General features: G+C 64.2%; 11 protein-coding genes. 5 read left to right on the forward strand and 6 right to left on the reverse strand.

What is annotated here, in order from left to right:
• The 6 genes from HMPREF0178_RS17595 to HMPREF0178_RS17630 all read right to left on the reverse strand — a co-directional run.
• Positions 1 to 382 (reverse strand): hypothetical protein (locus HMPREF0178_RS17595; RefSeq protein WP_009368947.1); only part of this gene is annotated, 382 nt, incomplete at its 3' end.
• A gap of 595 nt (positions 383 to 977) precedes the next feature.
• The gene (locus tag HMPREF0178_RS17605) at positions 978 to 2,153 is read right to left on the reverse strand and encodes a type II toxin-antitoxin system HipA family toxin (RefSeq protein ID WP_009368948.1); all 1,176 of its coding nucleotides are present in this window, start codon (positions 2,151 to 2,153) and stop codon (positions 978 to 980) included.
• Positions 2,143 to 2,448, reverse strand: coding sequence for a helix-turn-helix domain-containing protein (locus HMPREF0178_RS17610; RefSeq protein ID WP_005030070.1), 306 nt, complete (start codon positions 2,446 to 2,448; stop codon positions 2,143 to 2,145). Before HMPREF0178_RS17610 ends, HMPREF0178_RS17605 begins: the two co-directional genes overlap by 11 nt.
• Before the next feature lie 236 nt (positions 2,449 to 2,684).
• The gene (locus tag HMPREF0178_RS17620; RefSeq protein WP_009368949.1) at positions 2,685 to 3,659 is read right to left on the reverse strand and encodes a MipA/OmpV family protein; all 975 of its coding nucleotides are present in this window, start codon (positions 3,657 to 3,659) and stop codon (positions 2,685 to 2,687) included.
• Positions 3,656 to 5,044 (reverse strand): sigma-54 dependent transcriptional regulator, encoded by a 1,389-nt coding sequence (locus tag HMPREF0178_RS17625; protein ID WP_005030077.1) that lies wholly within the window; start codon positions 5,042 to 5,044, stop codon positions 3,656 to 3,658. The genes HMPREF0178_RS17620 and HMPREF0178_RS17625 overlap by 4 nt, the downstream gene beginning before the upstream one ends.
• Before the next feature lie 155 nt (positions 5,045 to 5,199).
• Complete coding sequence (locus HMPREF0178_RS17630; protein WP_009368950.1) at positions 5,200 to 6,906, reverse strand: PAS domain-containing sensor histidine kinase; 1,707 nt, start codon at positions 6,904 to 6,906, stop codon at positions 5,200 to 5,202.
• Between the two features lie 292 nt (positions 6,907 to 7,198).
• Between HMPREF0178_RS17630 and HMPREF0178_RS17640 the strand changes: the two genes are divergently transcribed.
• The 5 genes from HMPREF0178_RS17640 to HMPREF0178_RS17660 all read left to right on the forward strand — a co-directional run bounded on the left by HMPREF0178_RS17640 (position 7,199) and on the right by HMPREF0178_RS17660 (position 11,355).
• On the forward strand, positions 7,199 to 7,939 hold the full coding sequence (locus HMPREF0178_RS17640; RefSeq protein ID WP_009368951.1) for an HAD-IB family phosphatase: 741 nt from the start codon (positions 7,199 to 7,201) through the stop codon (positions 7,937 to 7,939).
• Between the two features lie 246 nt (positions 7,940 to 8,185).
• Positions 8,186 to 9,571 (forward strand): aspartate aminotransferase family protein, encoded by a 1,386-nt coding sequence (locus HMPREF0178_RS17645; RefSeq protein WP_009368952.1) that lies wholly within the window; start codon positions 8,186 to 8,188, stop codon positions 9,569 to 9,571.
• Positions 9,572 to 9,623: 52 nt separating this feature from the next.
• Entirely contained in the window at positions 9,624 to 10,586 is a 963-nt protein-coding gene (locus tag HMPREF0178_RS17650; protein WP_009368953.1) for a carboxylesterase, read from the forward strand.
• Positions 10,583 to 10,945 (forward strand): EamA family transporter, encoded by a 363-nt coding sequence (locus tag HMPREF0178_RS17655; RefSeq protein ID WP_005030086.1) that lies wholly within the window; start codon positions 10,583 to 10,585, stop codon positions 10,943 to 10,945. The genes HMPREF0178_RS17650 and HMPREF0178_RS17655 overlap by 4 nt, the downstream gene beginning before the upstream one ends.
• Entirely contained in the window at positions 10,942 to 11,355 is a 414-nt protein-coding gene (locus HMPREF0178_RS17660; protein ID WP_009368954.1) for a multidrug efflux SMR transporter, read from the forward strand. The genes HMPREF0178_RS17655 and HMPREF0178_RS17660 overlap by 4 nt, the downstream gene beginning before the upstream one ends.
• Positions 11,356 to 11,579 lie beyond the last annotated feature (224 nt).

The following is an 11,579-nucleotide window of genomic DNA, read 5'->3' on the forward strand; positions in this document are numbered from 1 at the left end:
ACAGGCGTTCCGTTTCGGGATCGTTCCATGCGCCCCCCCACGGAAGCGACAGCCCGAGGCGCAGGCGGCCCGCATCCAGCAGATAGCGGAACTGCCAACTCTGGAGCCCCCCGCCGAGGAGCCCGCAGCCAAGATAGCGGAGGGGGCCTTCCCTGAGGCCTTGCGGCGCTTCGGGGCTGTCGAAGACGGCGTCCAGATCCTCAAGGTAAAGCCCGGCAAGCCCGGAGAGCGGCTCGCGCCCGTCCGTGGCGAAAAACCATTCGTCGGTCTGTTCCAGTTCGTTGATGGCCTCCAGAGGCAGGGGAGGCAACGGCAGGCCGTTGTCTTCAAGCATCCCCGCGAACCCTTCCGGCAGCCGCAATCCCTGTATGGTAGCGTCCATTGTCCGACTCCTTGTCATGCCGCAAAACGGCGGAACATGCCGCACGGGCCTGCCAACGACGTTGCCGGGATTTCCGTGCGGGCGCTTCATGCAAAAGGCTCAAGCAAAATCCGTGCTCAGAGAAGTCATAACCAGCCGAAGCTGTTCCCGCAACACCTTCTCCGGATGCGGAAAAGGCGGTTCCCCGGACGATGAGGGCCGTGCCTGCCGTTCCCGCTTTTCCGCGGGATGCGGGGAAGCATCCGGACGGGAAGCCGCGCGCTTCCGGGCGGGGATGGCCTGCGCCGGGCCATCCGGGGCGGGGCCGCGCATGGGCTGGAGATCGCCTCTATCGATAGAGGCGGTGCCAACGTTTTTCCCGTGTGCCCCGGGTACGCTCCGCCCAATGCCGCCGGGCTCGCGGCCTCTTCCACGGGAGCCCCGGCGTGTTGAGGCGGCTGGTAGCATAACGCGAGGGAATATGGGGCATTATGGGGCGTTTCCCGGCGCGTGGAAGCGGGGCGGTATCCGGGAAGCCGCCCGCGGGCGCGGCATGGGCCTCTTGATCGGATCGGCGGAGAGGCCGATGTCCGGGAATGCGGAAGGCGAGGTTCCGTCAGCCGGAAACCTCCGCGAGGATGGCCGGGAGCGCGGCTACGGCCTCGCCGACCTGCTCGAGGATGGCCTTTACCGTGCGGGCGGGCACGTCCACGACCGAGGCCGCGGCGATCATGTCCTTGTCCGTGATGTCCCGCCCCTTGCCGTTGACCATGCAGGTCTGTTCCCCCCCCACGCCCCGCGAGGGGGTGAGGTCATAGGCCGGGGCCAGCCGCCAGCGGCCTTTCGCATCGAGGAGGAAGGAGAAGTTCTTGGAATGGTCGTCCTGATTGCCGAGCCGGACGTTGAACGCCATGAGCCGGACCAGCTTTTCCACGTCCTCGGGATTGCGGGTGAGGGATTTTCCCAGCCGGAACAGGTTTTCGTAGTCGAGGGAGGCGTACCGGTGCGAGGCGTGCAGCAGCCCGCAGGCGGTATGCACATGCACCTTGCCGCCATCCTCGCGGTCGAAGCGCCGGACGCCGAAGTAGGCGGCCCCGTCCCTGCCGGGGAAGAGGGCTGTCTCCGGCATCTCGATCCCCGCCCGCTTCGCGGCGAGGGAACAGGCGTATTCCATCCTGCCGATGGCGGGATCGTCATGGCGCGCCGGGAACTTGATCAGCCACGGATCGCAGCCGGGCTCGGCGACGGCGTCGGGCACGATGAGCCGCCTGTCGCCGGACACCCGGACCATGATCTTGGGCCGCGCCCCGCAGGAGGAGCCGTTCAGGGCCATGAGCGTGCGCAGCGTCTCCACGGGCAGCGGGTCCTCATTGAGGGTGCGCCACGCCTCTTCGGCCACGCCGTCCAGATCGATGCGTTCGGGCAGCGGGTCGGGGTCCGGGGTCACGGGCTCATATTCCAGCGCGCCCATGCCGCCGCTCCCCACCAGCGAGAGCCGGGACAGGGGCGTGATCCGTTCCAGCGGCAGGCCGCTGCGCCGCAGCAGGCGGTCCAGCAGGAGCAGCCCCCAGCCGTCGGGCAGGCTGTCGTTGAAGACGCCGAACAGCCCGTCGAATGTCCGTTTCGGATCGGACGCCACCCCGGGCCGCAGGGGAAGCAGGAAAGGCGAGAGTTCAATGCCCGAATCGAGGAAGCGCTTGTCGTACTCGAACAGGATGTCCCCGCCGCGCTCCTCCAATAAGCCCACGAACCGCCTTTCGCCCCGGGCATTCAGATATACTTCAAGACGCATCGGGCCTCCTCGCGCGCTTGCGTTCGCGGGGCGCGGCTTCAAACAGGCTGTGCACCGGGGGTTCGGGGAACAGGGCGTCGAACCCGTCCATGCGGCGCAGGGCGAACGCGATTTCCACGAACGAGGCCAGCGCGATGTCCCCGGTCTTTTCAAAGCGCCGGAGCGTGGACAGGCTGATCCCGGCGGCATGGGCCAAGGCTTCCTGCGTGAGGTTCTGGCGCAGCCGTTCGGCCTTGGCCCGCTCCGCAAGTTCCAGCCGTACGTCGCGCGGGCTTTTCAGATAATCATTCAACATAGAGCGGTAAACTCCGTTTATGGGAGAGTATCGTTCTTTTATGGATGGTTGTCAAAGCCTTTCGCGGATTCCGCAGCGCCGCAAACGGTGCGGAGACGGCGAGAAAGAGAAGCATCCGGGGGCCCGGCAGCGCGTCGGGCTGGACAAGCTTGCCCAGCCCCCGGAAAAACAGCCCGAACGTGAGGAACAGGAGAAGCATTTTTCCCTCGCGTATGGTTCCCCGCCTCCGCGCCCGGTCAGAACGTGTAGGTCAGGCCAAGGGTGAGGCTTTGCGTGTGCGTTTCCCCGACCATGGGGCTGTCTTTGACCGCGCCGCTCAGGAACGTCACCTCCCCCTGGCAGAACAGTTCCCACTGCTCCGTGAGGCTGTAGTCGATGGCGAAGCTTACATACGGGGCAAAGCCCGAGCCCGGCGCATAGGCGCCGAGGCCGCTCTTGCGGGCTTCCTTCCGGGTCACGCCGTAGTAATAGCTGTTGTAGCGGGCGTCGCTCCAGTAGGCGCCGACGGCGGGGAGCAGTTCCAGCGGCCCGAATTCTATGGACTGGATGAAGCCGATGTCGCCGTTGAAGCCGTTGCTGTGGCTGAGTACGTCCCCGGCCCCGCTGACATGGAACATGCCGTAAGGCGAGAGCAGGCGCAGTTCCATCCCGGCCTGGGCGGACGGGGAACGGTCCTCAAGCCTGCGCAGCCGCCGGTTGGAGGATTCGGAAGCCTCGAAAGAGGTGCTGTCGTATCCGGCGAAGGCGGAAAGCTCCAAGTAGGGCAGGTTGATGATCTTGACGCCCGCCGTATACCCCCGGATGAAGAACCGCTCCCCCTCATAGGTGATCATGGGGAACGGCAGCCAGTCCGGGCCGTAGCCCTTGTAGGGGGAGCTGCTCACGCTGCCGCCCGCGCCGAGGGTGAGTTCCCCGTCGAAGGGGAGGGTTGGGCAGCGCCTGGAGGGGGTGGACGCTTCGCCTTTCCATTCCATGTCTCCGGAGGGTGGGGTGCCGGATTCCGTCCCGTACGCGGCGTGGAGGGGCGCGGCGAGCAGGAGCAGGCCCAGCAGGGCGGGCAGGGTGAAACGGCGGAAGGCCGCCCCGGAAAGGCATGGCCGCCCGTGTGCGCCGCCGATGGCGCTGGTGCCCCCGGTACCAGCGGCGGCATGGGGAGCGGGTGGGCCCGTGTCCGCGTTGGCGGGGCCGGTTCCGTTCGGAAAGGGCGTCATATCATTTCCTTTTTATTGATGATGTTGATGCCGAGCTTTTTGATGCGGTGCCACATGCTCCGCTCTGAAATGTTAAGCAGTTCCGCCGCCTTGACTTGCACGCCCCCGGTTTCTTCGAGCGCCCGCAGGATGAGGTCGCGTTCCGTTTCCGCGAGCTGCCGATCGAGATCGAGCGGGAAGGCGGAGCCGGGCGCGGAGGGGCGGCTTGCGTCCCCGCCGCCGGGCACGGCGCAGGAGGCCAGCCGTTCCGGGGTGATGGCGGTGCCGGAGGCGATGATCGTGAGCCGCTCGATGCAGTTCTCCAGTTCGCGGATGTTGCCCGGCCACGTATGGTTCTTGAGGATCTCAAGGGCCGCCTCCGTGAACGTCACCGGGACTTTGCCCATCTCCCCGGCGGCGCGGAGGGCGAAGTGCTCGGCGAGGAGGGGGATGTCTTCCTTGCGTTCCCTGAGCGACGGCATGATGATCGGGTAGACGTTGAGCCGGTAATACAGATCGCGGCGGAACTTCCCTTTTTCAATGGCTTCGACGAGGTTTTGGTTGGTCGCGGCGATGATGCGCACGTCGACCTTTTGCGTGGTGTTGGAGCCGACGGGCTCAATGGCCTTCTCCTGGATGCAGCGCAGGATCTTCGCCTGGAGCGCCAGCGGCATGTCCCCGATTTCGTCGAGGAACAGCGTGCCGCCGTCGGCCTGTGCGAAGCGCCCCTTGCGGTTGCTGGTGGCGCCCGTGAACGCGCCTCTGGCGTGGCCGAACAGCTCGCTTTCGAGGAGCTGTTCGGGGATGGCGGCGCAGTTGATGGTCACGAGGGGGGCTTTGGCCCTCGGGCCGCCGTAGTGGATGGCCTTGGCCACGACTTCCTTGCCGGTGCCGGATTCGCCGGTGATGAGCACGTTGGCGCTGCTCGCCGAGACTTCCCTGACGTTGCGCAGCAGGGCGAGGTAGGCCGGGCTTTGCCCGACGAATTGCCCGGCCGAGGCGGTCTGGAGCTGTTCGCGCAAATCCCGGTTGTCCCGCCCGAGCGCGTAATACCGCAGCGCGCTGGCGATGGTGGCTTCGAGGGCGTCGAGCTCGAACGGCTTCACCGTGTAGTCGAACGCCCCTTCCTTGATGATCTCCACAGCCTCCTTGAGCGAGGCGTAGGCGGTCATGATCACCACGGGCAGATCCGGGTTGGCGGCCTTGACCTTTTCCATCAGCTCGCGCCCGCTCAGCCCCGGAAGCCGGAGATCGCTCAGGACGAGGTGCACTTCCCGTTCTTCGAGTACGGCCAGCGCTTCCTCGGCCGTTTCCGCCGTGACCGTGCCGTAGCCCATGTTTTCGAGGGCTACGGCCAGCACTTCCAAAAGGTTCGCTTCGTCGTCGACGATGAGGATTGTATACATGATTCCGCCGTTTGCTGGGACAGCATTGCTTGTGAAATGATATTGGGGTGTTGGGGGGAAGCGCCTTTCCCGGAAAAGCTCCTCCCTCCTCAACCCCGCCGGAACGGAACCCCTCCCTTCCCCTGAAACCGTATGGCTTTCAAAAGGAAGCCGCCTTACCTGTTCAGGCACACGGTAAATACGGTCCCTTCCCCGACCGTGCTTGAGCAGGAAATGCTGCCGCCGTGTTCTTCAATAATGGCATAGGCTTTTGACAGGCCGAGGCCAAGCCCGTTCTTTTTGGTCGAGATGAAGGGCATATGGATTGTGGACAGCAGATTCGGGGGGATGCCGCAGCCCGTGTCCTTGAGTTCGATGCGGATCTGCCCGCCTTCCGCGTACAGGCGCACGGAGAGGGTGCCGCCTTGCGGCATGGCGTCCATCGCGTTCAGCCCGAGGTTGAGCAGGACCTGCCGGATCTGGCTCCGCTCGCCGAGGACCCGGTCGTCCTCCGCCTCGTTGGAGAAGCTGTACCGGATGCCGCGCTTGTCCATTTCGGCGGAGCTCAGTTCCGCGATTTCCTGTATCAGCGGGGACAGCGGGAAATATTCGAGTTTCAGCGGCGAGGGCTTGGCGAAGGCCAGAAACTCGGAAATCAGGTTGTTGATGCGGGCCACTTCTTCAACCACGAAGCCGAGCAGCCGGACTTCCCGCGACTTGACGGCGAGGGACGCGAGCACCACTTCGGCGGAGGTCTTGATGACCACGAGGGGGTTGCGGATCTCGTGGGCGAAGCCGAGGGCTATTTCGCCGAGCATACGCGAACGCTCCTGCCGGGCGGACTTGATGCTCTCGTGCCGCATGATTTCCAGCTGCCGCGCCATGACGTTGAAACCGGCGGTCAGCTCGGCGATCTCGTCGTTCCCCCGGACGGGAAGCTGGCAGTCGAGCTTTCCGGCGGCGATGTCGCGCGCGCCTTCGTTGAGCTGGCGGAGGGGCTTGATCAGCCTGCGGGCCAGCACGTACCCGATCCCCGCCGAGAGCAGGGTCCCGAAGATGAAAAAGCCCCAGAACAGCACCGGGCTCGCCAGCCAGCCCCGGAAGGGGAGCAGGAGGGCGGAGGAGACGAACAGGGCCTGAACCTCGCCGTTTTCGCCGCGCGCCACGGCGATCAGGGAATGCGCGCCGGGGGTGTCGTCGGTCCAGTCGGGTTCGGGGATGAAGACGGTTGTGGCCCCTTTCCTGATCTCCTTCAAGGCGCTGCGCGGGATATGGAAAGGCTTGTCCGAGGCCGAAGAATAGACCTGCCGGAATGTGTCGCCCTCCGGCAGGAAGATACGCAGGATCACCGGGCCGCTGGCGCTGCTGTCCGAGTAGTCGATGCTGAACCAGCTGGCAAGCTGGAGGGTACGGACCTTGCCGTCGTCCGCCGTGAATGCCCGTTCGCTCGTGACGGCTACCCGCCGCGCCCCGTCGGCCATAATGACCCAGCTGAACGGGGCGCCGGGATACAGCGGCTCCGCGATCCGGCCTTCGGGCAGGGTGGCGTAGAGCAGCCCCCCCTCCGCGTCCCGGAGCCACAGCGCGTCGATATCCATAAAGGAAAGGGCCGCTGCTTCCCTTTTGCTGAGGGTCGTCTTGCCGTCGAAGCGGGTATCGAGGAGGCGGCTCACGGCCTTGAGGCTCTCGTTGGTTTCCTCGACGCTGTGGCGCATGTAGGCCGTGGCTTCCCCGAGCCAGCGCTCGATGTTCCTGTTCACCACCTCGGCGATGAGCGCCGTGGTGATCTTGCTCGCCACCAGCATGGGTATGACCGCCACCAGGACGAAGGCCAGCACCAGCTTGGCGACGAGCGATATCTTCAATCCGCGAAAATACTTCATAACCAGCCATGAACAGTGTATATTATTAAGGATAACCGGTGGACGGAGCCTACCGCATGTTGTGTGCCCCAGCATAGCGCAGCCGCTGGGCGGGGTCTAACACCATTTCCTGTAGTAAGCTCCATTTTTTGTAGCCCGTTTCCTTCATTTTATGTTGCTCCCTCTCGATCCCCGCGGTTTTCGCCGCCTCGCGCCTTTTTTTGCAATCATAAGGGGAGCAATGGCATTCCCCGGATTTCCGCACCGTGGCACGCTGTTTGCTTGTTTGGGGGAAACAGCCCGGAGTTTCCACATGCATACTGATCAACCCTTCACGGAGAAGCAAGACGTGTTCCAGTTGCCTGATTTCGCGGCGGGGCCGTATTCCGTCATCTGTGATTTCGACGGCACAGTCACGCCGTTCGACGTGACCGACGCGATCCTCGAACGGTTCGCCCGCCCAGCCTGGAAAACCATCGAGGACGAATGGGTGCGGGGGGCCATCTCGGCCCGCCAGTGCATGGAGCGGCAGATCCCGCTCATCGAGGCTCCGCTGGAGCGGCTGGACGCCTTTCTGGATACGGTCCCCGTCACCGGCGGGTTCGTGGAGTTCGTGCGGTACAGCCGCTCGAAAGGCATCCCCCTCGGCATCGTGAGCGACGGCATGGACTACCCCATCAAGCGCATTCTGAACAGGCACGGCCTGCGCCATGTCCCCGTGGTCGCCAACCGCATGGTCTACAGGGAAGGGGCCTACCGCCTCGAATTCCCCTACGGACGCGAAGGCTGCCCTTCCGGGGTGTGCAAGTGCGGCGTTGCCGAGGCCGTCTCGGCGGACAGCAAAACCCTGCTCATCGGAGACGGGCTTTCCGACTGCTGTCTGGCGCGCTCGGCGTCGTTCACGCTGGCCCGGCAGGGCAAGACGCTGCACCGCCGCTGTGCCGCCGAAGGGTATCCGTATTTCACCTATCTTGATTTCTTCGACATCCTTGAGGCGTTCGGCGCACCCCTGCCGAAGCCCATTGCCGCGCCCGCCGCGGCTCCGGCTGCCTAGGGCGGAGAACTTTGCATTTGGAACAGATCCCCTTTCGAAGGGGATTGTTTGAACCTGTATCCCTCCAAAGGAATCCATCTTCGGGAAAGCCGGGAACAGGGATTCAATAAACGCGAAAGTCTTTGGAAAGGGAGGGATGGGGGTTTGGGGAAGGGAGGGAAAAGCTTTTCTTCAGAAAAGTTTTCCCTCCCTTCCCCAAGATCTCCAGCCCCTTCCACATTTCACCCCCAACCTGTGGAGAATGTCTTGAAGACCACGAAAGCAGACGAAAAGGCGCTTCTCGAAGCTGAATCCCGGTATTGCTCCTACGGCGACACCGTGCACTATCTGGAACCGGCGAAGCTGTTCGCGGGCTGTAACGGCTCGTTCCTGTACGATTACGAGGACAAGCCCTACCTCGACCTTCAGATGTGGTACTCCGCCGTCAACTTCGGCTATGCCAACCCGCGCCTGAACGATGCCCTGAAGCGCCAGATCGACACGCTGCCGCAGGTCGCCTCCCAGTACCTGCACAGGGAAAAGATCGAACTCGCCGCCATGCTCTGCGAATCCATCAAGGACGCGTGGGGCGAAGAGGGCCGCGTGCACTTCAACGTGGGCGGCTCGCAGGCCATTGAGGACTCCCTCAAGCTCGTGCGCAACGCCTGCGGCGGCAAGAGCCTCATGATCGCCTTCGAGGGCGGCTACCACGGGCGCACGCTCGGCGCGTCGTCCATCACCTCCTCCTACCGCTACCGCCGCCGTTACGGGCACTTCGGGGAACGCGCGCTGTTCGTGCCCTTCCCGTACTGCTTCCGCTGCCCCTACGGCAAGCGCCGCGACGACTGCGGCATGTTCTGCGCCGACCAGTTCGAGCGCCTGTTCGAAACCGAATATTACGGCGTGTGGGACCCCAAGGCCGGGGAAGCCGAATACGCCGCGTTCTATGTGGAATGCATTCAGGGCACGGGCGGCTATGTGGTCCCGCCGGACGGCTATTACCAGCGCCTCAAGAAGGTCCTCGACGAGCGCAAGATCATGCTCGTGGACGACGAAATCCAGATGGGCTTCTACCGCACCGGCAAGCTCTGGGGCCTCCAGAACTTCGGCATCACCCCGGACGTGGTGGTCTTCGGCAAGGCCATGACCAACGGCCTGAACCCCCTCGCGGGCATCTGGGCCAAGGAACGGTATATCAATCCGCAGGTGTTCCCCTGCGGCTCCACGCACTCGACCTTTGCCAGCAACCCCCTCGGCACGGCGGTGGCCCTCGAAACCATGCGTATGCTGGCGGAAGAGGACTACGAAACCCGCGTGCGCGAGATGGGCGCCTACTTCCTTGAGGGCCTGCGCGAGCTGAAGTCCCGCTACGCTATCATCGGCGACGTGGACGGCCTCGGCCTTGCCCTGCGCGCCGAAATCTGCGCGGCGGACGGCTTCACCCCCGACAAGGCCATGATGGACCGCATCGTGGACGAGGGCATCAAGGGCGACCTCATGGTCGACGGCAAGCGGTACGGCCTTGTCCTTGACGTGGGCGGCTACTATAAGAACGTGATCACCCTTGCGCCGTCGTTGCACATCACGCGCGAAGAGGTTGATCTTGCCATGCGCCTGCTGGATGAAATCCTGCGCCGCGTGACGAAAAACTGACTTTTGCCGGGCCGGGGGAAAACCCGGCCCGACGACAAGGATTTTCCCTTCTATGCAGAGCCTTGAACGACTCGGCCCCTTCTTCCCGGGGGGCCGCATCGGCTTTTTGCTGGTGCACGGCCTTGCCGGGACGCCCGCCGAAATGAAGATCCTCGGCAAGCGCCTGAACAGGTACGGCTTCACCGTCCTGTGCCCGCAGCTTGCCGGGCATTGCGCCTCGGAAGAGGAGCTCGTCACCACCTGCTGGTTGGACTGGTCGCGGAGCGTCGAGGACGCCTTCGACGCGCTCTCGCGGCACATGGACGCCGTATTCGTGGGCGGGCTTTCCGCCGGGGCCGTGCTTTCGCTGCGCCACGCCCAGCGTTATCCGGGGCGGGCTCGGGGGCTGGCCCTCTATTCCACGACCCTGCGGTACGACGGCTGGACCATCCCCAAGCTGAGCTTCCTTCTGCCGCTCATCCTCAAGACGCCCTATTTCGGCAAGCGCTACCGTTTTGAGGAAGCCTTCCCCTACGGCATCATGGACGACAAGCTGCGCGGGCGCATCCTCGCGCAGATGCAGAGCGGGGACGCGGCTGCGGCGGGCTTTACGGCCACGCCCGGCGCGTCGCTGAAACAGCTCTGGGGGCTGGTGGCGGCGGTGAAACGCGATCTGCCGGGCATCAAGACGCCCACGCTCATCGTGCACGCCGGCAACGACGACATCGCCAGCGCGCGCAGCAACGCCCTGTATGTGCGCGACCACATCGGCGGGCCCACGGAACTGCTCCTGCTCGACAGAAGCTACCATATGGTCACCATCGATCAGGAGCGCAACGTGGTGGGCGACGCCACGGCGCGTTTCGCCTGGAATCTGCTTTCCGACGCGGAGCGCGAACGCCTCGCCGCCGTGGCCCGCGAGCCTGTCCCCGCCGCGCCGGAGACCTCTGCGCAAACGCCGGACGCCGCCGCGCCATCTCCCGCTTCCTCGGTTGCGGAAGGGATGGAAAAAGCGGCGGAAGGGGCGGGGCGATGACCGCGCTGATCGTCTTCCTGTGGATCGCCAACATGCTCGTGGATACGGGCGGGCAGCTTTTCTTCAAGGCGGCGGCCAGCGAGCATACCGCCGGGGCGGGCGGCCTCGCGCACTGGAAGCGCATGGCTTCCCGGCCTTGGCTGTGGTTCGGCATCTGCTGCTACGTGCTCGAGTTTTTCGTGTGGATGGCGTTCCTTTCGCAGGTTGAGCTTTCCGTGGGCGTCATGCTCGGCTCGTTCAACATCGTGGTGATCATGCTTGCGGGGCGGCTGTTCTTCAAGGAGAAGCTGACCCGATGGCGCGTGACCGGCATTTCCCTGATTACGCTCGGGGTGGCCATTGTGGGGGTGGGCGGATGAAGCGTTTTTACATCATCGGCTTCCTCATCCTGATGTCGTTCGATACGTTGAGCCAGATCAGCTTCAAATACGCTTCCACGCAGGCCCTGCCGCTGGAGTTGAGCCCTGACTGGCTCATGCGCCTGTTCCTGAACCCGTGGCTGTACGGGGCCATCGCGGGCTACCTCGGCGCGTTCGTAACGTGGATGACGCTCCTGCGCTATGCCCCGGTGGGGCCGTCGTTCGCGGCTTCGCACCTTGAACTCATCAGCGTGACCCTGTTTTCCGTGTGGCTGTTCAACGAGCCTCTGAACGCCTATAAAATCCTCGGCGGCGTGCTCATCCTGCTCGGCGTCCTGTGTCTGGCGAAAGACGAAAAGGACGACGAGGCGGGCGAAGCGGAAGCCGCCCCCGTCCGGGCCGGAGAGTAGTGCGTTCTCTTTGAAACGTATCCAGAAACACTGCGGACAAGGATTCGATAAACACAAACGTCTTTGGAAAAGGAGGGATGGGGGTTTTGGGGAAGGGAGGGAAAAGCCTTTCTTCAGAAAGGTTTTCCCTCCCTTCCCCAACGCCTCTCTGCCATGTCAAAAAGAACTCACTTCAGGATGCGCGAGCTGCCGCCCACCGCAGGACTGCCCATGCGCATGGGGGA

The organism is Bilophila sp. 4_1_30 (genome assembly GCF_000224655.1).
Taxonomy (GTDB): Bacteria; Desulfobacterota; Desulfovibrionia; order Desulfovibrionales; family Desulfovibrionaceae; genus Bilophila; species Bilophila wadsworthia.

Bases quoted from the DNA above. Each gene is read 5' to 3' on its own strand.
- HMPREF0178_RS17650 (WP_009368953.1), top strand. From the start codon at position 9,624: ATGCAGAGCCTTGAACGACTCGGCCCCTTCTTCCCGGGGGGCCGCATC.
- HMPREF0178_RS17660 (WP_009368954.1), top strand. From the start codon at position 10,942: ATGAAGCGTTTTTACATCATCGGCTTCCTCATCCTGATGTCGTTCGAT.
- HMPREF0178_RS17610 (WP_005030070.1), bottom strand. From the start codon at position 2,448: ATGTTGAATGATTATCTGAAAAGCCCGCGCGACGTACGGCTGGAACTT.
- HMPREF0178_RS17630 (WP_009368950.1), bottom strand. From the start codon at position 6,906: ATGAAGTATTTTCGCGGATTGAAGATATCGCTCGTCGCCAAGCTGGTG.
- HMPREF0178_RS17625 (WP_005030077.1), bottom strand. From the start codon at position 5,044: ATGTATACAATCCTCATCGTCGACGACGAAGCGAACCTTTTGGAAGTG.
- HMPREF0178_RS17605 (WP_009368948.1), bottom strand. From the start codon at position 2,153: ATGCGTCTTGAAGTATATCTGAATGCCCGGGGCGAAAGGCGGTTCGTG.
- HMPREF0178_RS17655 (WP_005030086.1), top strand. From the start codon at position 10,583: ATGACCGCGCTGATCGTCTTCCTGTGGATCGCCAACATGCTCGTGGAT.
- HMPREF0178_RS17640 (WP_009368951.1), top strand. From the start codon at position 7,199: ATGCATACTGATCAACCCTTCACGGAGAAGCAAGACGTGTTCCAGTTG.
- HMPREF0178_RS17620 (WP_009368949.1), bottom strand. From the start codon at position 3,659: ATGACGCCCTTTCCGAACGGAACCGGCCCCGCCAACGCGGACACGGGC.